The organism is Mycoplasmopsis columbina (assembly GCF_900660685.1).
Classification (GTDB): Bacteria; Bacillota_I; Bacilli_A; order Mycoplasmatales; family Metamycoplasmataceae; genus Mycoplasmopsis; species Mycoplasmopsis columbina.
Window position 1 is genome coordinate 400,709 of record NZ_LR215041.1, and the last position, 26,817, is coordinate 427,525.

Annotated in this window: 6 protein-coding genes; 3 read left to right on the forward strand and 3 right to left on the reverse strand. The window is 26.2% G+C overall.

Annotated features, from left to right (window positions below; translation table 4 throughout):
- The first annotated feature begins 317 nt into the window (after positions 1 to 317).
- Entirely contained in the window at positions 318 to 1,637 is a 1,320-nt protein-coding gene (gene hisS, locus EXC37_RS01700; RefSeq protein ID WP_029892107.1) for a histidine--tRNA ligase, read from the forward strand.
- 1 nt (position 1,638) lies between these two features.
- Entirely contained in the window at positions 1,639 to 3,351 is a 1,713-nt protein-coding gene (gene aspS, locus EXC37_RS01705) for an aspartate--tRNA ligase (protein ID WP_029892108.1), read from the forward strand.
- A 54-nt stretch (positions 3,352 to 3,405) separates the two neighbouring features.
- On the opposite strand, the gene EXC37_RS01710 is transcribed toward aspS, so the two are convergent.
- The gene (locus EXC37_RS01710; RefSeq protein WP_051660725.1) at positions 3,406 to 4,248 is read right to left on the reverse strand and encodes an MAGa3780 family membrane protein; all 843 of its coding nucleotides are present in this window, start codon (positions 4,246 to 4,248) and stop codon (positions 3,406 to 3,408) included.
- Between the two features lie 86 nt (positions 4,249 to 4,334).
- Positions 4,335 to 15,167, reverse strand: coding sequence for a GA module-containing protein (locus tag EXC37_RS01715; RefSeq protein WP_129693836.1), 10,833 nt, complete (start codon positions 15,165 to 15,167; stop codon positions 4,335 to 4,337).
- 475 nt (positions 15,168 to 15,642) lie between these two features.
- Between EXC37_RS01715 and EXC37_RS01720 the strand changes: the two genes are divergently transcribed.
- Positions 15,643 to 16,695, forward strand: coding sequence for an IS30 family transposase (locus EXC37_RS01720; protein ID WP_129693837.1), 1,053 nt, complete (start codon positions 15,643 to 15,645; stop codon positions 16,693 to 16,695).
- Positions 16,696 to 16,862: 167 nt separating this feature from the next.
- On the opposite strand, the gene EXC37_RS01725 is transcribed toward EXC37_RS01720, so the two are convergent.
- Positions 16,863 to 26,738, reverse strand: coding sequence for a lipoprotein 17-related variable surface protein (locus EXC37_RS01725; protein ID WP_029891738.1), 9,876 nt, complete (start codon positions 26,736 to 26,738; stop codon positions 16,863 to 16,865).
- Positions 26,739 to 26,817 lie beyond the last annotated feature (79 nt).

Genomic DNA, 26,817 nt, shown 5'->3' on the forward strand with positions numbered 1-26,817 from the left:
AGTTATTTATATTAAATTAGATACTTATACTATTTATTAAATACTATTTATTATTAAAAAATAAATAAAAATAACATAATTTAATTAGATATATTTTACTTTTTTTTTTTTTTTTTTATTTACATAATCTTAGATATTATCTGTTTATTTTTTTGTTTAAAATTTCAATAAAAAAAATAATTTTTTAAGCATAAAATAAAAAGTTTGGGAGCATTTTAAATTTATTTTGAATTCTGTAAAATATAATATAAAAATATTTAGTTTTATTTCTTATCCAATTTAAAGTAGAAATAATAAATAACAAAAAGCGAGGAAAAATGTTTACGAAGATTAAGGGTACAAGAGATCTTTTTGGTAAAGAAGAAAAGTTAATTGAAACTATTAGAAGAGAATTTTTAGACACTGTTTATTCTTTTAATTTTGAATGAATTGATACACCAATTTTTGAAAGTGCGCAACTTTTCAAAAGAAGTGCTGAAACAAGTGATATTGTTAAAAAAGAAATGTATGAATTTAAAGATAAGGGTCAAAGAGAACTAGTTCTACGTCCAGAAGGAACAGCGGGATTTGTGAGAGCTTTAATAGAAAATAAATGATATGCATCATCAAAAAGTGGAAAATTTGCTTATTGTGGTCCCATGTTTCGTTATGAACAACCACAAAAAGGTAGATATAGACAATTTATGCAAGCCGGTGTTGAATATATAAGTGAAATTAATCCTTATAATGATGCTGAAATTATTTTATTGGCTAAAAAAATCTTAAATAATTTAGGTGTTAGTTTTACACTTAAAATCAATTCTTTAGGTGATTTAGAAAGCCGTAATGCCTATCAAAAAGCCTTAAAAGAATATTTATTACCATATAAAGATCAATTGAATGAAATCAATCAAGAAAGACTTGAAAAAAATGTTTTAAGAATTTTAGATGATAAAGAAGATTCTCAAAAAGATTTCATTAAAAATGCTCCTAAAATATTTAATTATTTAACAGAAAATTCTAAAAGATATTTTTCTACTTTAACAACTATTTTACAGGCTAATAATGTTAAATATCAAATTGATTATTCGTTAGTTAGAGGGCTTGATTATTATGATCAAATAGTTTTTGAATTTGTCTCTAATTCTAAAAATAGTCCTGCTCAATCAACTATCATTGGTGGAGGAAGATATTCTAATTTAATTGAAGAATTAGGTGGACCTAAATTATCTGCTTGTGGTTGAGGTTTTGGCATTGATCGTTGTGCTGACATGATTTTAAACGATATTGATGACCAAAATTCTTTATTTAAAGCTTTTTTAGAAAATTTAGATATATATGTTGCTTCAACTAATGAAAACGATTTAATGACTTTATTTTCACTAAGCAATGAATTAAGAAATTATGGTTTAGTTGTTGAATTTAATAAAGAGATTGTAAAAAATAAAAAGATTTTTGATAAAGCAAATAAATTTGGTGCTAAATATGTAATTTTTAATGACCCAATTAACCAAAGTGGCATATTTACAGTTAAAAATTTAAAATCAAATGAAAAAATTAATTTTGCTTTTAATGAAGATGGTTATGCTGATTTGCTTGAATTTTTATCAGAAGAATTAGAGCAATTGAACAATTTAGAAATAGAAGAGGAAGAATAAAATGCAAACTAAAATCATAAACAATGCAGAAATTAATTCTAAATTACTTAATCAAAAAATTACTGTTCATGGTTGAGTTGCTAATAAAAGAAGATTTGGGGAATTAACTTTTATTGACTTAAGAGATAGATCTGGAATTGTTCAATGTGTTTTTAATCATGATTTGAAAGTAAGTAAAGAAAGTACTTTGGAAATAACAGGAGTTGTGGTTTTAAGAAAAACACCTAATCCTAACTTAGCTTCTGGAGAAGTAGAAATTCTTGTTGAAAATTTTCAAATTTTTAGCCAAGCAATAGATGAATTACCTTTTGCTATTCGTGATGACATTGATGTTAAAGAAGAATTAAGATTAAAACATAGATATTTAGATCTAAGAAGACCTAAAATGTTACAAAATTTAATGCTTAGAAATAAATTAACTAATGCTATTAGTAATTATTTATTTAATCAAGGTTTTTTAAATATTGAAACTCCAATGTTAGCTAAAAGCACACCTGAAGGAGCGCGTGATTTTTTAGTACCGACAAGAAATAAGGCACAATTTTGAGCATTGCCACAAAGTCCGCAACTTTTTAAACAATTATTAATGATTTCAGGAATTGAAAAATATTATCAATTTGCTAAATGTTTTAGAGATGAAGATAGTCGTAAAGATAGACAACCGGAATTTACTCAATTAGATATTGAAACATCATTTAAAAATGTGGAAGACTTTCAAGAAGAAATTGAAAATATGTTCCGTTTTGCATTTAAAAATTTAGGTATTGAACTAAGCAATAAACCTTTTCCTAGATATAAATACTTTGATGTTTTAAGAGATTATGGAACAGATAAGCCCGATTTAAGATTCGGTTACAAAATTCAAGATATCAATGATTTTTGTAACAATACAGAATTTAATATTATTAAAGATGCTTCAAGTAAACGTTTATTATTTGTTGATAGTATTATTAGTAAAAAAGATTTTAAAGAACTTGAGGAAATTGCTAAGAAAAATAGTGCCAATATTCTTTTCTACTTTGTTATTGAAAATAATGAAATTATTCATACTAATTTTGCAAATAAAGTACCTAGTGCAATTGAAAAATTATTTATGCAAATTGAAAGAAAAACTGGTTCATACTTCATAGTTGCCAATTCTTTTGAAAATGCCTCTAAAGCTTTAGGTGCTTTAAGAGTAAGTTTAAATGAAAAATTTAAATATGCAAATGATGATGAATATCATTTTTCATGAATTACTGATTGACCAATGTTTGAATATGATCAAGAAAATAATTCTTGAATGGCAGCACATCATCCTTTTACTCAATTTGACCATAAATTAGACGAATTAGACAAATTGGATATGTCAGAAATTAGAGCAAAATCATATGATCTAGTTCTCAATGGATTTGAACTAGGATCAGGGTCTGCTAGAATCTTTGATCAAGAAACTCAGAAAAAAATGTTTGATTTAATTGGCATGACTAAAGAACAACAAAGAAATAAATTTGGTTGATTTTTAGATGCTTTTAAATACGGTGTGCCGCCGCATTGTGGAATTGGACTTGGTTTAGATCGTTTGTTAATGATTTTAACTAAAGAAAAATCAATTAGAGACGTTATTGCCTTTCCTAAAAATGCAAAACAACAAGATATCTTTATGGAAGCACCAAGTGAAGTTGATCAAAAACAATTAGATGAACTATATATAAGTGTTAAGGTTAATAATTAAAAAAAGCATAAGTATATATGCTTTTTTTAATTATTTTGAATTTAAAAATTATATTTAATTAACCGCTCAAGGTTTGGTTACAGTATCCTTTTGAATTTTACAAATTTTAGCTCAAAATCAAGCAAAAAAGATTGCAATTGAACAAAGAGCTAATAAAACAAAAATATCTAAAAAAACAATAACTCCTAAATTTCCGCCTTTATAAAAAAGTGGTTTAAGAAAATTTGCAAAAGGATAAATTGAAAGATCTATATATGCATCAAAATTAGAGTCGCTCTTTAAGTGATTAAATGGTGTTGTTAAGTCTTTACCAATTAAAAACACTATTAAAGCAAAGAAATAATAAGCAGTTAAGGGAATCATTGCTAAAAGGATTGTTCATTTTGTTGTCTTTATTCTTTTTCGATTTAAAACAAAAGCAACTATTCCCATTATTGGGGTAACAAAATGTACGATAGAAGTTGAAATCAAATGTTCTACATCAATTCTATCTTTCAAAATTGAAGGAACAAAAATTAAACCTCAAAAAACTAAAAAAGTAATAGTTACATAAGAAGTTGTTAAATGCATAGCTCTTTGTGTTTTTCAGTCATTAGGATAAATTGCAAAAAGAATCATACTCAAACCCATTGCAAAATTAGATACTCAGGTAAAAGTTAAAGTAACTTTTCAAAAAAGCGCAAGTGGAGAAGCCACCAAGTTATGCGAATAAAGAAAGTTTATTTCCTCCTTGCTTAAATTAGTTAACTTAATTAAATATTCATTTTTTTGAATATGTCAACTTCAAATTGTCACTGCAAACATTAATAAAATATAACAAATTCCTAGATAAAGAGTTATTCTTCTATTTTTATTTCAATTTTGAAAAGTTGATTTTTTAATTTGCTGTTTAATCATGAAAAAATTTTAACAAACTTTTAACAAATTAATAAATAAGCAAAATTAATAAAAACAAAAAGCATAGTACTTTTTGTTTTTATTAATTATTTATCTTTTTTTCTTTTTTTAGCAATTAAGAAGGCTAAAAATGAAGTAATAACTCCTGCAATCATAAGAATAACTGGAGTTCAGAATTTACTTGTCTTTTCGTTTAAATTAAGAGCTGTATTAATTACATTTGGTAAAAGACTAAAGTCAACATTTTGAAAATCACTTTTAGTTAATTTTGTTTGACCTTTATCATTAAATGAATCAAAATATGCATTTTCATTAATTTGATTATTTAATTGAGTAAGTAGTGAATTTAAATTCAATTCATTGTCAATTAATCTTTTCATTGCATCGTTGTATTTTTCGTTATTTTTGTTCAAAATAGCATCTACAATGTCAATGTAACTTTGAGCAAGATTACTTGTTTTTTCTTCTTTAACAAGCTCAGAATTTAAATCATTTTTAATTTTTTCATTTAAGTTATTTACGTAATTTTTAACTTTTTGAATTTCACTAACTAAATTTACTTTAATTTTTTGACTTTCTTCTGCATTTGCATTAGAGTTTTTAAATGTTTCTAAATCTAAAGTTAAATTAGTTAAAAGTTGATCTAGTTCTTCTGCTTGATCCAAACTAGCTTTAGTTTCATCAACTAAAGTTCTCTGAGTTTCAATATCACCATTACTTTGTGCAGTTTTAATTTGTGCTAAGTAATCTTTGTATTTATTTATTGTTTCTTGATCTAAATTAGTTCTATTTGGCAATGAATTAATTCTTTTTTCAAGATCTTCAATATCTGCATTTAATGAATTTTGTTGTTGTATTTTTTCATTGTGTGCTAATGACATTTTCAATCTTTGTATTACATCTTGAACTTTTTCATTATCATAATCAATATTAAAGTCACTTGGTTTACTTTGATTTTGGTATGGATCTTTTTCAAGAATATAAGACGCTTCTCTCATAGCTTGTTCAAAATTAGTTAAATCTTCTAAATTATCTTTGAAAAGATCATTGATATTTTTTGGAAGATAATTTTCATAAAGTGGAACAAGTTCTGACATTGAAGTGTCTAAAGTTTTGTATTTTTCAATTAATGTAAGTTCAAATTCCTTATCTGAATTAAGAGAACTGTTAATTGCATCTTTTTCAAAGTGTGTTAATTGTTCTCTATTTAAATGAGTAAAATCATTTTCTTTGTAATTATTAATTAAATTACCTTTAAAGGTGTTTAAATCAGTTGCCTTCGTTAAAATTTGCTCATTATTTTTTTGATTTTGACTAGCAGGACTTTGCAACTGATTTCTAAAGTTAGTTTTTTCTTCTTCACTTAAATAACTAAGAGTATCTAATTTAGCTAAATTAATTTGATTAAGTAAACTATTTAAAACTTGTTCAACTTGATCTTTATTGTAGTTGTTGTCTTCTTTTTCTCCAACTACTAAATTACTTGGTTTTATAGTAGTTTGATCTACTAATCAATTAGCTTCAGGCAGAATACTTAAGTTGTCAAAAGAATTGTTTTCTACAAGTTCATTAACTTGTTTCATCAATGTTCCAACTTCTCTAGCTTCATTAATAATTGAATCGTTTTCTTCTAAATCATGATTAATTAGATCTTTTTCAAAAGCTTCTTGTTGTTTTTTGTTTAATAGTTCTATATTTTTAAGAGTTGCAATTTTTTGAGCTTTTTTCTGATTTACATCAATATATTTATTTAACACTGCAATTTTTTGATCATCTGTCGTTTGATCACTAAAATATGTGTCATTGAGTTCTTTTTTCTCATTTGAACTTAAGTATGGGAATTTACTATCATCAAAACCACTAATTAGTATTAATTTTCTAAATAAATCTTCTAATTCTTCTTTAGAATAGTTAATATCAATTTCAGGATCATTTGGCTCAAATTCTAAAACTTTACCAGCAATAATTAAGTTATCTAAATATTCGTTCAATTTTTCTTCATTAATTGAAGGTTTTTTAGCCTTAAGTGTTTCTAATGTTTGATCTTTATCAATCTGATAAATTTCTTCAATTTGTTCCATTAAATTAGCAATTGCAGAAACATTGTTAATTACACCACTTGTTCTTGTGTTATCTACACTATTTGAATCAAAAGTTTCATCTAAAGTTGCTGCTTTAAAAATATCTTTTAAATTTGCTTTTTGTGGCTGATTTAAAGAATCTAAATTTGGAACAATTTGATCATTATAACTTTGTGCTTTTTTACTATCTTTAGCTTGTGCTTTTGCTAAAACAGCATCGTAATCAGCATTTTCAGCATCAAGTTCTGCTTTAGCTTGATCTTTTTCTGCTTTATTCAATCATTCTAATTGATCAATTGCTTGAACATATCTTGCTTTTGTTAATGCCTTTAATAAAACATTTGCTTCATTAAGATTATAGTCATTATCTTCTTTATCTCCAGCAGTAATAGAATCTGGTTTTGAAGAATTTTCTTTATCTAAAACTCAGTTTGTTTCATTAAGAATAGTAGCAGTTGATGGTGAAGGAGATAATTGAGCACTTTTATCTTTGATTTGACCCATTACGTTATTTAATTCATTAGCATTTGCTAAAACATCTCTAGTTAATTGATTGTTTGAGTTGTCTAATGAATTTAAATTAGAGTTTTTAACTTGGTTAATTAAATTTGCTTTTTGGGCTTTATTTAAATTAGATAAATCCTCAATTTGTTTAATAATATTGCCTTTAACTGTGTTGTCAGTTTTGGCTTTAGCAACAATGCTATCAATTTCTTCTTGAGATTTTGCTTTATTAATTTGATCTTTAAAAGCATCTTTTTCAGCTTGAGAAAGATTAGGTAAATTATCGATAACTTCATTCTTAAAGTCTTTAATTAAGGCTTTTAAGTCATTTGTTAAATTATCAACTGCTTCTTTATTTCAATTTTCATCATTTTGTACAGTTGCATGATCTAAATTAGCTAAATCATCTGCTGTTGGATTAGTATTAACTACTAATTTATCTCCAGCAGTTGTTGCTCGTTGAATTTTATCTTTTAATGTTTCATTAGTTGAATTAATAAAATCATCTTGACTTTGAACTACTTTTGAATCTCTAAGAGCATCTTTTAATGCTTTCATGGAATTATTTAAAGCGTTTGCTCTCTCTTCAGCAGCAGTTGTTAATTCATTTTCTGCGTTAGTAATGTTCTCTAAATTAGAAGCAATAATGTCTTTTTTCACTTGTTCTTTTTGTGAATCATTAAGATGTTCATAATTTGTATTAATTGCGTCAATTTTAGCTTGTTTGGCATCATTAATACGTTTAGCATCATTAATAATATTTGTTAATTCATTATCTTTGCTACTATCATTTAAGTTACCTGAATAATCTACTGCCTTAATGTCTTTAGTTAACTTAGCTTTTTCTTCATCACTTAAGTTTGATTTTTGATTAATTGTATCAATAGCAGCTTGTTTTTTATCGTTTAATTCTTTACCTTTATCAACAATTTCTTGAATTTTTTCAGGAGTATTGTTATCTGGATTATTAATGTCATTAATTAATGTTTCTTTTTCACTATTAGTTAAATTAGGTAATTTATTAATAGTATCAATTGCTGCTGATTTTAATGCATTTTCAATTTTATTTATCAATTTTTTAACAGCATTTTTATTTCAGTTCGCATCACTTTGACTATCTACTCCATCAAGTCCACTTACATCAGGATTAGTGCTATTTTGCAATTCTTTTGCTGCACTAATAGCTTGATTATAGGTATTTTGTGTTTCTTCAGAAGCATTTATATAAGCATTAGAAGTTTTTACTGTATCAGATTTGGTTACTAAATCATTTAATACTTTCATTGAATCATCAAGTGCTTTAGTATTTTCTAAAACCTTAGTTAATGATTGATTTGAAGCATTTGAATAAACTTCAGCATTAGAATTTTTAATAGCTTGAATTGCAGCATCTTTTTGTGCTTGATTTAAATTTGTATATTCAAGATTATTTCTAATTTGATTAATTGTATTTGTTTTATTTTGATTAATTTCATTAGCTTTTTCTACTGCAGCTTTAATTTGCTCAGGAGTTGAAGAAGAATCATTAACTATAGCATTAAAGTGATCTTTTTCTTCCTCTGAAAGATTATTTAAATTACTAATTGCACTATTTGATAGAGCTTTTTGTTCATCTTTAATTGCATTGATTAATTGTTCTACAGCAGTTTTGTTTCAATTTGCACTATCATGTGGTTCTGTAATTTTGTTATTTAGTAAAGCGTCGGATGGATTAGTATTTTTTGTTAAATCATCACCTGCGTGAATTAAATCATTGTATTGATTTTTATTATCTAAATTTGCACCACTATAAGGAACTTGACTAGTGTTAACTTTATCATCAACAAGATCCTTTAATGAATGCATTGCATTATTAAGTTCTTTAGCTTTGCTAATTACGCTAGATGTCGAAGGTAATTGTGAATTATCGATTTCAATATTATTTGAATTCTTGATTTCTTCTTTAATAGCTTCTTTTTGTGAATCATTAAGATGTTCATAATTTGTATTAATTGCGTCAATTTTAGCTTGTTTGGCATCATTAATACGTTTAGCATCATTAACTATATTTTCTAATTCACCATCTTTAGTTGCATCGCTTGTATTTGCAGAATAATCAACATCTTGAATTTCTTTAGTTAACTTAGCTTTTTCTTCATCACTTAAGTTTGGATAATTATTAATTTTATCAATTGCAGTTTGTTTTTTATTATTTAATGCTTTTGCTTTATTAACAATTGCCTGAGTTTCTTCTGGAGTGATATTTTCAGAATTATTAATTTCATTTATAAATGCTTCTTTTTCAGCATCTGTTAAATTAGGTAATTTGTTAATAGTATCATTGTCTACATTTCTAAGTGTATTTTTGATTTTATTTATTAATTGATCAACTGCCTCTTTATTTCAGTTCGCATCACTTTGACTATCTACTCCATCAAGTCCACTTACATCAGGATTAGTGCTATTTTGCAATTCTTTTGCTGCACTAATAGCTTGATTATAGGTATTTTGTGTTTCTTCAGAAGCATTTATGTAAGCATTAGAAGTTTTTACTGTATCAGATTTGGTTACTAAATCATTTAATACTTTCATTGAATCATCAAGTGCTTTAGTATTTTCTAAAACCTTAGTTAATGATTGATTTGAAGCATTTGAATAAACTTCAGCATTAGAATTTTTAATAGCTTGAATTGCAGCATCTTTTTGTGCTTGATTTAAATTTGTATATTCAAGATTATTTCTAATTTGATTAATTGCATTTGTTTTATTTTGATTAATTTCATTAGCTTTTTCTACTGCAGCTTTAATTTGCTCAGGAGTTGAAGAAGGATCATTAACTATAGCATTAAAGTGATCTTTTTCTTCCTCTGAAAGATTATCTAAATTACTAATTGCACTATATGATAGAGCTTTTTGTTCATCTTTAATTGCATTGATTAATTGTTCTACAGCAGTTTTGTTTCAATTTGCACTATCATGTGGTTCTGTAATTTTGTTATTTAGTAAAGCGTTGGATGGATTAGTATTTTTTGTTAAATCATCACCTGCATGAATTAAATCATTGTATTGATTTTTATTATCTAAATTTGCACCACTATAAGGAACTTGACTAGTGTTAACTTTATCATCAACAAGATCCTTTAATGAATGCATTGCATTATTAAGTTCTTTAGCTTTGCTAATTACACTAGATGTTGAAGCTAATTGTGAATTATCGATTTCAATATTATTTGAATTCTTAATTTCTTCTTTAATAGCTTCTTTTTGTTTTTCATTAAGATATTGATAAGCAGTATCACTATCGATAGCGTTAATTAAATTACCTTTTGCTTGATCATTATTTTGTGCTTGAGCAAAAATAGAATTAACTTCTTCATTAGTAGAAGCTTGTTCAATTAATTTATTGTAATGATTTTTTTCCTCACTAGAGAGATTAGTCAAGAGATTGATTGCTTTACTTTTTGTTTTTTTGTTTTCTTCAAAGTTTAATTGATTGATTAAATTAGTTACTTGGTTAGTGCTGTAATTATTATCACTTTGCTCATTTCCAGCAGTAATAGATTCAGGTTTTGAAGAATTTTCTTTGTCTAAAACTCAGGCTGCTTCATCCAATAAATCAAGATCTGCAAAATTTTCTCTAACTTCTGCTTCTTTGGCTTTTAATTGACCCATTTTTTCATTTAATTCTTGATATGATGAAATACTATCTTGATTTAAATTAGTCATATTTTCTGATTTTAAATGATCTTTAACTTCTGCTTTTTGAAGATTATTTAAATTATTTAAATTATCAGCTATTAGTTGATTAATTTTATTTTCTTTATTTGTGTTAGTCAAAGTTGCTTCTTGAACAATATTATCAACCTTAGCTTTATTAGTCTCTAAATTTTGACTAGGGTCAAAAGTAAGATTATTAATTTTCTCTAAATAAACAGCTTTTTCACTTTGATTTAAAGTATTTAAGGCATTGATTTCTACTTTTTTAGCTTCTTTATACGCATTAAAGTCATTTTTGTCATTAGCAATTTGTGCGTCTTTAGTTTTTGCGTTATTTAAAATTTCTTCTAATGCATTTTTATTTTGAGCAAGAGTTTGATCATTATGATAAACACGTTCAAGTTGTTCTTTATATTCGTTTTTTTGTTCCTGAGTTAAATTAGTTAAAGCATCAATTTCAACTTTTTTATTTTCTTGGTCTAATTTATAGTCTAATTGGTTAATTAATGTTTCAACTTGTGCATCATTATAATTATTATCTTGTTTATTACCGGCAGTAATAGATTCAGGTTTTGATGATTCTTCTTTATCTAAAACCCAATTTGCTTCATTAAGAATTGAAGCAGATGGATCTTTTGCTATTAATTGCTCTGTTTTTGTGGCTAAATCACCCATTTTGTTATTTAAATTTTCATATGGCGCTTTAGCATTTTCAACATTGTCTAAATTTTCACTAGATTGATTTTTTAAATTTTCTTTAACTGCTGTTTTTTGATTTTGATTTAAATTATTTAAAGCATTTAAAACATTTTGAATTTTTTTTGCTTTTTCAGTATCTGCACTTTGTGCACTATTGAAAATTTGATCAAGTTTTGCCTTATTATTTTCTAAACTTTCAGTTCTATCATAGTTAAGAGCATTGAGTTGATTAATAAATGTGGTTTTTTCATTATCATTTAAATTTTCTAATTGATTTATTCTAGTAATCAAAGTATTTTTGTAATTGTTAAAATCTTCGATATATCTATTGATATTATCATTTAAATCTTTTGCTGTTTTAACAATATTATCAATTTTTGCTTTATTTTCTTCAAGTGATTTATTTGGATCGTATACAACATTTTCAATTTTATTTTTAAAGTTTGTTTGATCATCAGGTAATAAATTGGTAAGAGTATCAATTTCTTCTTTTTTAGCTGATTTATAATTATCAAATGTTAATTTATTATTTTTTATTTCAGTATCTTTTTCCGTTGCTTTATCTAAAATAGTATTTAAATTTTCTACATTTGTTTGATCATTAGTTTCATCAACCACAATTGCTTCAACTTGTTCTAAAAATGTATTTTTTTGTTCTTGTGTTAAATTAGTTAATTCCTTAATGTTTTCGATTATTTCTTTTTTATGATTTTGATATTTAAGTAAAACAATTAATTTGTTAACTTGATCTAAGTTGTAATTTTTATCAGTAATTGAATTGTCAGATATCGTTTCTGGTTTTTCTTTTTCATCACTTAGCACTCAATTAGCTTCTGGAAGATAATCATTTTCTGGATTATTAATTTCTGTATCATTTTTAGTATTTATTAATTCTTCCATTGCTTTGTTTAAATCAACAAAATCTGCACCATTTTTAATACTTTCATCATCACTACGTAACTTGTTTTCAAGCTCATTGTGAATATAATCAAGTTCTTTGGTTGCAAAAAAGTCTTTTACATGTGTTTTTTGAGCATCATTTAAATGTCCTAATTCATCAACGTAATCTGAAATCATAGAAACTTTTGATTCTAAATAATTATTAGTAATTTCATTTAATGATTCAAATAAGGGTGACATTCATGCATTATTAAAATTACTAGAAACATCTAAAGATGAACTAAACTCACTGAATTTTATTCTATTGTCTATATCATAAAAACCAAGTTTTCTATAGTATTCATTATTTGAAGAAGATTCCAAATCATCTGCATCTCTTTCTTCATATTCTGGTTGATTTTGATCAAAAATTTCACTTTCTTCAAAATTTTCACCTTTAGCAATTTCTTGAATTTCTGATGTTTCTAATAGTATTGATGAAGAAATGTCTGGATCATAGAAATAACGTTTTTTTCCATTTACAAAGTTTTCACTATCTTGTAATTCTTTATCTTCATCTGACAAATTACTATCATAATCATCATTTTTATAATAATCTGTTCAATAAAAATCCAAAATAAAACTATCAAATTTTTCAAATCATTTTTTAGCTAAATTTAAATAATTTTCTATTTCTACATCATTTCAATAAAATTCTTGATTATCATTTTCTGTATTTACCGCAATTTTTTGTTCTAATTTTTCAAGAAATTTTGTCAAAAAATTATCGTTAAATGCTTGTAACAATTGATAATTTTTGTCAAATTCTCTTGCAAATTTTAACATTTCTTTAGCATTATAATTGTTTGATCCATCTTCTTTATTAATAAATGTTACTTCTGGTTTACTTACGCCTTCTTTATCAGTTAATCATCAAAATTCTTGTGAAAAATTTGAAATTTTGGTTTTTAATGTGTTTAAATTATTAAAAATTTCTTTAAATTTACTGTTTGTTTTTGTGAAATTTGGAATAGTATTTAATTTTTCTTGAATTTGTTCAAGCAATTCATTATTTTTGGTTAATTCATTTTTTGAATTAATTGTAATTTCAAATAATTTAGAATAAATAGTATTTATTGAATCGATTAAATTGTTATCAAATCTGATAAAAGGATGTTTATTATTTAAATCAACAAACTGATAATTACTTCCTCCAATTACGTATCTAAATAAATACTTAGCTAATGATCCGCTTAAATTATTTACAGTTTCATCATCAATGTCATTTTCAAAATTGTCATAATTTATTGCGGGAATTGGAACATTTAAAATTGTTTGAATCAAATCACGCATTTGACTTTTATTTAAATTATGAATAGAATTTCTATAAGAATCTTTTCCATAACCAAGAAGATTTTGAATAGTGTAAAGTAAAATTTTTTCTCTAAAATTAGCCGCAAAAATGGCTTTATAAATTTTTCTTTCTACACTTCTTAATTCATCTAAATTATTTTCTGAAACATCATTATTAATTTTTTCTATTAATTTATTTAAATAATTTAACAAATCATCTCTTTCAACAGATTTTAAAAATTTAAAAGGAGTTTTTAGTACAGAACCTCCAATATTGCTATTTCAATAATTAGAAAATACACTATATTTTTCGTTTTGAATTTCGGAAAAAGTAGAATTTTTATAATTTTTGGCTTCTTGAATTGCTGAGTCAAGAAGTATAGAATTTTCCTCATAAAATTCAAAATTTGATTTGTATTCTTTTAAATAATCTTCAACTATTTGATCTTGATTTTTTTCAGAATATTTAACTAGATCTTTTTTAACTAACTCAATCAATAGTTTTAAATATAAAGCAGATACATCTTTGAAAGAATAATTTTCTGCATCTATAAAATCTGGTTTAGAATAGGATTTATCAACAAGTCATTTTAATTCTTCAAAAACAGGATTATTTTCTTCATCAGGGGATAAAAGAGATTCATTATTAGATAAAATATATTCTAAAAGAGATAAAATGGCATCTTTCCCATCATTAAAAGTACTAGAACGTAGTATTTGATAAAAAACATTGCCACCAGTAAAATTTTCATACGCAGTGTTATTATAATAAGAATTCGATGCAGAACCACTAAGTAATCAAGAATTATTTGGTGTTAATCCTATTAATTCATTTATTTTAACAATGTCTTCTCTTATTTTTCCATCTAAATAAAAATCAGATTTTCTTGTTGGTAAATCTAAGAAATCAATAATCCTAAAGTTATATATATTTGAAAGTCTTTCATTCTTAGGTTTTGATAATTCACCAAATATTTTTTTTAATCAAATAATTTTATAGTTTGAAATTCAAGGATCAAGAAATTTTCATTTTAGATCTAAATTATTTAAATAGTTATCATTATAATTTCGTATCTCCCTTAAATTTCTAAACATTTTTTTCATTGATTTAATTCAGATTGTTCATTGCTCATCTTTTATGAAAAAAGGTATGTTATGTTCTTCTAAAATAGAATTTAAGTTTTTATGCAAATCTAAAAAATCATCAATTATTTCAAATAATTTTTCAAAATTTTGTGCAACATTTAAACTTTCATCGAAGGTTAAAGTTTCAATTTCTTCAATTTTATTTCTAAAAATTTCTAAATCATCTGGTAAGTATACATAATATGAATGATTTCCACCTGATGCATTAGTTCCAATTACTGGAAAATTTTTGGATACATTTGCATTTGTAAATGGAATTTTATTTACATTTTGGCCCAAATCAGAAGAATCGCTTAGTAAATTAAAAATTATATTTTTATAAGAAATAAAACTATCTTTTGTTTCTGATGAAAAATCATTAGTGATAGTTTCATTATCACTAGTTAAAATCACATGCCCAAATGTAAATGGTGGTTTTTGATTATTGTTTAATGCTTCGTTCTTTTTAACGTTTAAATTACTTTTAGTTAATTGCCCAATTGTTAAAACACTTATTGGTAAAAGTCCTAAAAGAGGTAAAAATTTTAAAATTTTTTTATTTTTTTTCTGGTTTTTGTTCATAATGCCTTTCAAATTTATAACTTCTAAAATTAAAATTAAAAATGTTACTATAATTTTGTTTTGTTTTAAATTTTAGTACTTTACTAAAAAAAAAAAAAAAAAACGATATAATTTTTCTAAAAATATGCTATTAATTATTAATTCTAATCTGTTTAATAATTTTTTTATTAAAATACATTAGAATATTATTTTTTTTAGAATTCTTTTTGTTAATTTATATAAAAAATTATTATTAATGAAATTAAAAAAACACAAAATCATCCTAAAATGAAATTTGTGTTTCCTCGATTGCAAGTTCCATTGCAACGGTTTGTCGCTATTCGCGAATTAAAAAACATTCCTTAATTTAAGTAAAATTAATGCGGGGAATGTTTTTTTTGTATTAAAAATGTCCCCCAAACAACACTAAAACATCACTTTGGAGGACTGAATTAATAATATCAAATTAACTTTTAAAAATAGATTAAGCATTGAAATGTTGCTTAAAAAATTTGATTATTCCTTAAGCAAAATTGCTTTAATTATAGGTATAAATAAATCTTCTTTATCTAGAGAAATAAAATTAAATTCTGGTTTTTGAGGTTATTTTGCAGATGAAGCTGAAGAAAAAAGTCATCTCCGTAAAAAGTGATCTAGTTATTTTAAAATGATAAATAAATTTAATAATTATCAAGAATTTAATAAACAATTTAAAAAGTTATTTGATAAAAAAACATGGGGTGTGGAAATAACGCACCAGCAAATTTTAAATAATTTTCAAAATATTAAAATTCCATCTCTAAGAACTGTTTTTAATTGAATAAATTCCGGTTTTTGAATCATAAAATCTTCTGATAGATTAAGAAAAAAATATAAAAAAGGTGGAAAAAGAAACAATGGACCAATTGACAGATTGGTTGGTAAAAGATGAGTAAGGCCTTTTTGAACAAGACCAAATAATATTAATAACAGATCTGAATTTGGACATTGAGAAATTGACTTAATTATAGGTAAAAAAGCAACAAACTCAGAACATTTATTAACTTTCGTAGAACGTAAAACCAGATTTGGAATCATAAAAAAAGTTCCTTCAAAAAACTCATGAATTATTAATTTAATCTTATGAGATTTAATAAAAAAATATCGATTAAATGTCAAATCAATAACTACTGATAACGGTTTTGAATTCAATAAATTGTTTTATATTGGATATCGATTAAAAATATATATTTATCAAGCTGATCCATATGCTTCTTTTGAAAAAGGAACAATTGAAAATTTTAATGGTTTGGTAAGAAGATATTTTAAAAAACAAACAAGTTTTAGTGAATATTCGGACCAAGAAATCTTAGAAGTTCAAAATAAAATTAATAGAATGCCACGTAAAATATTTGGATGATTTTCTGCTGATGAAAATTTCTTTATGTTCAATAATATTGATGATAAATGAAATCCAATTTCTCTAGATGAACCTCTTTACAAAAAGAATAATTTAAAAAGACTAAGTAACACAAAAAGAAACTTATTTTTTAAAAAGAAAAAGTATTAAATAAAAAAACAAAAGCACTTTTATTACTTCAGACATTTTTTGTCTTTAATAATAAGCTTTTGTTTTATTTTAGCGTTGCAATAGAACTTGCATTTTGGGAAACACAAAATCATCCTAAAATGAAATTTGTGTTTTTTTAATTATTTTTTTTAGGTATCAATTAGAAATTAATGTTTAGTTTTTTTACTTTTCTTTTTAGCAATTCCGGCCGCAATTCCAAAAGTTAATACACCACCAATAAATAAAATAATTGGAATTCAGAACAATGATTTATCTTTTAAATTAAGAGCAGTTACTATAACTTTTGCTAAAGAATTGTTTGCAAGGTCTAAGTCTTTACTGCTTAATTTATTTTTGCCATCTTGATCAAAATTATTAAAGTACTCTTTATCTTTAATTTTATTATCTAGTTTACTCAAATTATTAGCTGAAAGTTTTTCTTGCATAATTAATTTTTGCATTGCTTGATCATATTTATTACTATCTTTTTCTAATAATGCATTAACTAAATCAACATAAGTTTGCGATTTATCAGTTAAATTACTTAACTTGATAATTTCGGGAGCTAAAACTTCATCTAATGGGTTTTGAATTTTACTAATTAGTTCTTTTGCACTATTGATTTGGTCAATTAATTGTTGTTTAATTATTTGACCTTCTTGACTTAATGCATCTGAATTTTTAAAGACTTCAAACGCATTTTCAAGTGCATGGAATTGGTTGTCGAGTTTAATTCCTTCTTTGAGTGCATTGTTAAGATTATCAATTGCTTTGTTAGCACTTTCGTGATCTTTATTTACTAGTGGATTATTTGGAGTATTAGCAAAATTATTGATGTTAGCAATAGTTTCTGAATGTAAAGTTGTGTTAACTTCTAAACGATTGACTTTTATCATTGAATCATCCAGTTTTTTAGCTAAATTTTTAACTTCATTTACATTTGGACTATTTAAATCAGTATTTTTATCTAAATTTGCACCTTTAATTGCATCTTTAACCGCTTGTTTTTGTTCAGCATTTAAATGTGGATAGTTGCTATCAACTTGGGCAACTTCATTTGCTTTAGTTTTATCAATCTTTTGTGCATCATTAAAGGTATCTTGAATATTAATTGCTGGATTATCAATTTCATCTTTAGCTTGTGCTTTTTCAGCATCAGTTAAGTATTCTAATTTATCAATTGCAGACTTATAAAGAACTTTAAGCGCATTGTCAATAGCAGTTACAAATTTGTCGACATTAGTTTTATTTCAGTTAGCTGTTGTTGGATTTGTAAAGTTTTCTTCAATGTCAGCAACATTTTCTTCACTAGGAACTTGATTGTCAATTAATTCTTTAGCACCATTAATTAGTTTGTCATAAAGTTCTTTTGATTCATTTGTTGCAGTAAGATAAGCATCACTTGTGTGAATTGCATTTTTTGCACTTTCTCTTAATTCTAGTTGTGCCATTGAATCGTCTAATGCTTGTGCATTTTCCTTAACTTCACTAACTTGTGCATGTTCTGGAGTAATTTCAGCATTTAAATTAGCAGTTTTAATTTCTTCTTGAACGCTTGTTTGTTGTGAATCATTTAGATGAGGATAAAGTTTTGCAACATTGTTAATTAAGTCTTCTTTAGCATCATTAATTTCTTTAGCCTTATTAACTATTTCTTGAACTTTATCTAAAGTATCAATGCCATCTTTGTCTAATTGATCTACAAAATAGTCTTTTTCGTCTTGTGAAAGATTATCATTATGCATAATTGCATCTTTGTAAGCTTCCTTAAGTACATGAATAATCGCATCATTTAATGTTTTGACATTATTTTTATCTCAATTAGCATCATTCTCGTTGATGTTTGTATCTTCTAATTGTTGATTAGTAGGATTTTGATCATTAATCAAACTTTCTGCAGCGTCAGTTAAATTATTGTATTTTGCTTTAGATTCATCAGTAGCAGTTACATAAATATTTGACTCTTTTATAGCTTCTTTAGCAGCATTTAATTTCTCTAAAATTGCCATTTCATCATCTAAAGTTTGAGCTTTAGATTTTTCATCTTCTACACTAGGTGAATTAGGATTAAGTGTTGCATCTTTATTAGCATTTTTAATTGCTTTTTTAACTGCTTCCTGTTGTGAAGTATTTAAATGTGGATAGTTAACTGAAACATTTTGAATTTCTTGTTCTTTCTCATTGTTTGTTAATAAAACATCACTAAAAATTTCTGAAAGAGGTTTAGTTTGTTCTGAATCATTAATTTGATTTTTGGCAGTCACTTTTTCTTCATCAGAAAGATAAGGAAGTTCATCAATTGCTGAAAGGTAAATTTCTTTTAATGAATTTTCAATTGCTACATTCAATTTATCCACAGATGTTTTTGCTCAATTTGCAGTTTCTGGATTTACAAAATTATCTTCAATTAGGGCAACATTTTCATCACTTGGTTTTTGATTGGCAAGTAATTCCTTAGCTGCGGCAATTAATTTTTCATATTTAGCTTTAGATTCTTGAGTAGCATTTAGATAAGCTGGTAAGGTTTTAATAGTTTCTTTAGCTGCTTCTAAGTTTGCTAATTTTTCCATTGAATTATCAAGTGCTTGAGCATCATTTTGAACACTTTCCACTGTTGGATGATTGTTATCATTACTTAATTGTGAATCTTTATTAGCACCTTTAATTGCTTCTTTAATTGCATTTTGTTGTGAAGCATTAAGATGAGGATAAGTTCTTTCAACCGCATCAATTAACGCTTTTTTCTCAGTGTTTAAATTAGTTGTATCATTGATAATATTTTGAACTTTTTCTAAGGTATTATTTGTAGATTTATCCAATTCTGCTTTAGCAGCTGTTTTTTCATCATCACTTAAATTATCAAGATTATCAATAGCTGATTTATACACTTCTTTAAGTGCATTAATAATTGCTTCATTAAGCTTATCTACAGATGTTTTTGATCAATTTGGAGTGGTTTCTTCAACTTCTACATTTTCCAAATTAGTTTCTGTTGGATTAGCATTGTTTGCTAATTCCTTAGCAGCTTCAATCAATTTATTATAAAGTTCTTTTGATGCATCGCTTGCTTTTGTATAAATGTTTGAAGCAAGAATATCAGGTTGTGCATCTTTAAGTTCTCTTAAAGTTGCCATTGAATCATCTAAGCTTTGAGCATTATCAAGAACACTTTGAGTTATTGGTGTGTTCTTGCCTTCAATTATCTCTAAGTTAGATTCCTTAATTGCTTGACGTATTGCATCTTGTTGCGCAGTATTTAAATGAGGATAAGTATTAATTACCTCATCATAGTGATTTTTCTTAGTTGTATTTGTGTCAGTTGCTTTATTTGTAATTGTTTCTAGGGAATCTTGATCATCTTGATTAAAATCTAAGTTATCGCTTGAAACTGTATCTTTGTTTTTAAGTTCACTGGTAAATTTTTCTTTTTCATCATTACTTAAATATTCCAAAGCTTTAATTTTATTAATTTCAGCTTCTTTAGCATCATTAATATTTTGCCCCTTGTCTTTAAGTTTTTGAATTTCTGCTTGATTTGGAGCATTATCTATCGCTTCTTTTAGAGCACTTTTTTCATTGTCTGAAAGATAAGGAAGTCTATCTATTTCATTTTTAGCAGCTTCTTTTTGTTCATATAAAGTGTTCATCTGATCAAGAATCTCATTAATAACTCTATTTAATTCATCAACTGCTGCTTTATTATAATTAGAATCTTCTGGTTTAGCAGCATTGTCAATATTTCAGTTAGTTAAACTACCTAAATCAGGAACTTGCGCATTTTGACCATCAGCATTATTTACAGCGGGAATTAAATCTTTTGCAGCTTGAATGGCAGCATCATAAAGAGCTTTTAATGCTGCAGGTGCTTTTGTATATTTATCATGCTCTTTAACTTCAATTTCTTGTGCAATTTTATTATTTAATTGCCCCATAGCTTCATTTAAAGCATTTGCGTCATTTTCAACTTCGCTTGTGGTTGGTAATTCTGGATTAGAAATATCTATAAGTGTGTTCGAATTTTTAATATTTTCTTTAACTTGATCTCTTTGTGCCTTGTTCAAGTTTGGATAAAGAGTGTCAACTTGATTAATTTTTGTACCTTTAGCTTCATCAGTTTCATCAGCTTTATTATTAATAGTACTAATTGCATCAACTGCTTTTTGATAAGCAGCTGTATTATTTTCTTCAGCTTCACTATCAAAAGTATCTTTAATCGCATTTAAATCAGCAATTAATTTAGCTTTTTCTTCACTTGAAAGATTTTCCTTATCATTAATTTCATTAGTAAGCGCGTTAATTTTATTTACTAAATCTTGTTCGTTAGTCAAGAAGCCATTTTCAGTGTGAGTATTATTAACGGTTACATGATATTCTTCTGCTGTTGGTGTTGCAAAATTATCGTTTGCAAAAGTGTTCAAATCATTTTGTGCAGTTTGATCTAAATCGTCATTAGTAATTTTGAATAATTCTTCATTAGTTTTAGCAGTGGCTAATTTATAATTTGTTGTCACCGTACCAGTAGCATTATTACCACTTAGTTCTGGACTTTCCAAAGTCACTTTATTTTCTCTTGCATAAGTAGAGTCAAAAGTAAAATCATTTGCTACAACCGCTGTTGCAAAAGTTGAATTTTTTGCTTTTTCAGCATTTGTATAAGTGTAACTTGCATCTGCATTTTCTTTAAGATCATTTAATCTTTCTGCTTCTGTTTTAAAGCCATTAACAACTTTAAAGAAAACTTTAGAAGTTGGTTTTTGATTATCAACACTTAAATGTTCTGGATTGTTATCAACTAATCGATAGGCAACTAAAGTTCTACCATTAATTTCATCATAACCAACTACTCCAATAATTTGAGCTTCAATATTTTCATCATCATTATTGTTTATTGTAATAGAATAATTATCTTTGTTTTTAACATCATCACTATTTGGTAATTTTGAATTACTATCTGTTGGTGGAGTAACTGCAACATTATCTTTGTCTAAATTATTTAAGTTGTCAATTGCGTCTTGATAAGCTGTTTTAAAGCCATCTAGAACAATTGTTCTCTTCTTAGTAGATTTAATAGTAGTTAAATTTTCTCTTGTTGAGTTTATAGGAAGAGTAATTGTAACTGTTCCTGCTCTATTGTCTGGTGTTAAAGTAGCATCATCACTAAGAAGTTTGTATCAATTATTTTCATTTTCATCTTTAGAGAAAGTTAAATCGACAACTGTAACATCTTGAGCAAGTTTTTGTGATTTAGGCACTGTTGAATTTGAATAAGTAATTTCTCCAACATTTTGATCAACTAATTTATCAAGTCTTTGACTTTCAGTTAAAAAGTCTTCAACAGTACGTGAAATACCAGCATCATCACTTTGATCACGAGTATTTAATACAGATACATTTTCAAATCCTGCTTCATTAGAAGCAAGTTCAGCAATCTTAATAATTACACTACCATTTACATCATCCAAATCAGTAATAGTTATATTTTTAGCAATTGCATTAATTGGCGAATTAAAGGTAAATGTAGAATTTTCCGAATTCAATGTTCCATTTTCTTCTCTTACTGTTAAAGTAATATCATTAAGAACTAAGTTACTTAAAATTGGAGTATTAGTTTTTCTTTCAATAGCAACTTGAATTTCTTCAAAAATTCTTGCTAATCTTTGTCTTTCTTGTTCTTCAGTTTTAAAACCATTCATTCTATGAGTTTTGGTTTTTGTTGATCTTGCACTTTCAAGTCCTTCACGAGTTGAAGAAAGAGTGTAAGTAGCTTCTAAAGTTCCTGTTTTATTATTTCAGCTTAATTGAACATTTTCAACTCTTGCAAATGAACTATCATAGTATGGTTGAAGTAAGTTTTTAATTTCTTCAGGTGTATAAGTTGAAGCAGCCCTTAAAGTTTTATCATTAGGAGCAAGAAAGTCAATTCTTACTGGTAAAGGTATCCTGTGTTCTTCTCCAACTAAAATACGATTTAAACGATTAACTTCAGTTGCAAAACCAGTTACTGTAGCACTATTTGAAGTTGTCACATTTTCAAATCCAGGGCGTGTTGAAGTAAGAGTTAGAGTAATATCAACTTTTCCAGTAAGGTCTTTTTTATTACTAAAATCAATAGCCGATACTTCAACTTTATTTTCAATATCAGTCGCAAGTCCTCTTTGCTTTTCATCATTTAATAAATAAGTTACATTACTATTTTCAAATGTTGTATTTGTAGGTCAATTATCTTTGTCGGTGTAATCGATTGTATCTAAAGCTGTACTTAAAATTTCTTCAAGTCTTGATTGTTCTTGTTCTAGAGTTATAAAACCACTAAATGTTTTAGTATAAGTTTGCTCTGTGACAACATCTTGCAAATTATCTGCTTCTCTAGCAGAATTAATTTTATATATAACTGTAGCTTCACCAGCTTGATTATTTACTGAAACACTTTGAATATCTTCAACTCTAATACGTGCTTGATCTCTAGTAAGAACTGAAGTTAGTAAATCAGCAATTTCTCTCTTAGTAAGTTCTGATGCCGCTTTTTTTGAAACTTTAGGATCTTGAACATTTGCTAATTCTGTTGCTTTAGCAGTTGCTAATTCACTAAGTCTTGTTTTTTCAATTTTAAAACCGCTTATTGCTTTTGTTTTTAGCTCAGTGGTAACATTTCGTAAATTAGGTTTAGTTGAAACTAACTTAAATTCAACATTTGCTGTTCCATTTCTATCTTCATTATCATTAAAGTAAATTTCAGTTACTTCGGCATTAATTGGTGCAGCAAAAGTAAATGAATTTCTTCTTGAATTATATGTTCCTACTACATCATTTATAGTAACAACAAGATTTTCTTCACTTAATTGTGTACTATTGAAATCTGCCAAAATATCTGAAGCGCCAGTGTAAGAAAAAGTAATGTGATTTGTTGCTAAATCATCTAGTCTTCTTTTTTCACCGTCAGCATCTAAGAATGAATCAAGCGTTAAAGTACGTGAATTAGAAGATTTTACTTCAGTTAAATCATTTCTAGTTGAAGTAAGTTTATAAGTTACTTCAAGAACTCCTGTTCTATTATTTGGATTAAGAGTAATGTCACTTTCAACAATTTGAGCATTTGCAGGAGTATTATATAAATTGTTAAGTAGTGTTGCAATTTCTGCTTTAGTTACTTCAGAAGGTGAGCGATTTTCTTTATTTGTTACATTAACATTTTCGTTAGTTGCATGATTTAATATTTCAGTATTTAAACGCTCAACCTCAGTTTTAAAACCACTTAATTCTTTTGTTGTAGTAGTAGCTGATTTGGCGTTTTTTGCGGTTGCTAAAGTAGTTTGTAATTTAAAAGTTACATTTGTTGATCCATTTGCATCATTTGCATTTGTTAAAGGTGCAAAAGTAACATCTGCCAATTTCATATCAAGTGTAGGAAAGATGACTTCACCATCTTGCAATTGTGAAGTGTGTAAGGTGCCTTCTGCATCTCTAATTGTTACTGTTAAGTTGTTTGCTTCTAAAGTTTGTGATGTTGGATAGTTTAGAAGAAAATCTTTAGGATTATAATTAACACTTTCTACTCGATTAATTAAATCATCTAATTTTGTTTGTTCTGAAATAAAACCAGGAATTCTTACTATAAGATTTTCATTTGCTTTAACATCGGTTAAATTATCTCTTGTTGATTTAATAGTAATTATAATTCCCAAAATTCCTTTTGAATCATCCGGTATAAGTTGACCAATTGAACTATTTCTAATCAAAGCGTCTGATTCTGTTAATTCATTTGAAAAAATTGTTTTTAATTTTTCTTCAACTTCTTCCCTGGTTATCGCTGAAGCTCTTTTGTTTGTCTTTTCCTCTTCGGTAAAGATAGCTTCAACTTCTGATTTTTTCGCTTTTTGTATTTCAATCAATCTAACTGTTTCTGCTTTAAAACCACTTATTGTTACTTTAGGACTTGAATTTTCATTAATTAAGTCAGCCATACCTGTTTTTAAACTACTTAAACCAATAAATAAAGGCAATTGACCAACATAAGTACCATTGTTATCAATATTATCATTGGCATTATTAAAGTTTTCAGTATAGTAATCTCTTACAAAAACTCCTAATTGAGGAAATTCTAATCTATTATTTTGATATGTTGAAGTATAAGTTTGATCACCATCTTGAATAGTAAAAGTTAATTTACTAATTTGATCTTGAGTTAAAGTAACTTTATGTTTATCACTATTATCATTTGCAACAATATTTGAAAATTCTTTGGCGGCTAATACATTAGTTTTATTTTGGTAATCTGCACTTGTAACTTTGCTTACTAAATCACTTATTCTTTGATTTTCAGCATTTGTTGAATAAAAACCAGGAATAACTATTTCACCACTATCATCACTTGATTGAACATGAGTAAGATCATTTCTTGTTGAATTAAGTTTATACTTAATTGTTAAAGTACCGTCTGCATTATTTGGATCAAATGTAGTAATTAAATCATCACTAGTTTTTGCATAATCACTAGGAAATAAAGCATTTAATTTGTTAATTAAAGTAGCTTTGTTAACTGTTGAAGGAAGTGCATTTTTTTCTTCCGAAGTAAATAGTGAATTAATTATTTGTTCTCTTTTAGAAGCAAATAATGCATTTAATCTACCTTGTTCAGTTCTAAAACCTGTAGCTTCTCTAGTGGTTTCTTCCGATTCAATTTTTTCAAAATCTTCCTTTGTAGATTTTAATTTTACTTTTAAATTAACTATTCCAGTTTCATCATTTTCGTTTGTTATATTATTTGCTATTTCCAATAAAGAAACTTTCAATTTTAAATCTTTAAATATGAATTCACCATTTTCATAAACAGCTGTGTGTTTAACTTTTTCAGTTGTTTCTTGATCATCTCTTTCATTTGGTGTTGCATAAACAAAAATATCTAAGTTTTGTTTTGTTTGCTCATTAATTTCGAAAGTTGAAGGAAAATTTAAAAGACGATTTTTATCCTTATATTCAATTTGTAATTCGTTGGTTAAAGTGTTAACTTTAGTAGTTTCACTTGTTGGTGTTGTGAAAGTAATTCTACGAATTAAATGACCACTAGGTGCTATTTGTGTAGTTAATCCTTCTCTTGTTGAAATTAATCTATATTTATATGAAAATCATCCCTCATTATCGCTATAATATCCTTTATCATGTCATTTAGAAGTTGGTTCACGATATGAAAATTGAACTTTGCCATTTTCAATTATGGTTTGTGATAAACCTGGTGTATCAGCAGTAATTATGTCAACTTGGAATTCAGGATGTTGACTAAGAAGATTACGCATTCTTCGTATTAATTCATCTATAAAATTGGGTTGATGAAAAAAAGTTGATGGATGACGATCCAATTCATCACGAGAAAAAAGACCAGGTTCTTCATCAAATAAATGAGCAACATCTTTAGATAATAGACTAATTCTACTTCTTTCATCAATAAAGCCATTTATGGTTATTTGATTAGAAAGTGTTTCAGTTAAACTACTATCTTCTGCTTCGTTAAGAGATCCTAATGAAACTTGTAAATTTAACGATTTTTCATTTCGTATTTGGGATGATGAACCTCTTGGCCCTGTTTCTCTATCTGCTTCAATAGTAAAATTACTAAAGTAGTAGTTTTTTACATAAACACCAAGTTCTTTAAAAACATTTTTTCCATTTTCTCAAACTGAATGATATGTATTTTGACCATCTGTAATTGTAAAAGTAAATTTAGATTTTTGTTCATCTGTTAATTCTTTGGCAGTTGGAGTAGAACTTGGTTCTAAAGCATTACTAAATCATAGTGCTGGTGGATATGAATTTTTAATTTCAGTATCATAATCAGCACTAATTGCATTTGCTCATTGATTAATTTTATCTTGTGTTACAGGTGTATTAGTTGCACTACCACTAGTTGCTTCATTTTTTAAAAATTTTGGCTTAGTTGAATTTTCACTAGTTTTTGACAAATGAGTAAGCGTTAAAACACTTGCTGGTAGGATTCCTAAAGCAGGTAAAACTTTTAAAACTCTTCTTAATTTTTTCTGTTTTTCTTTCATAATATGTCCATTCTATATTCAATTTATTTCTAAATTAAAATATATAAAGTTTGTTATTTTACTTTAATCTTACTTTTAC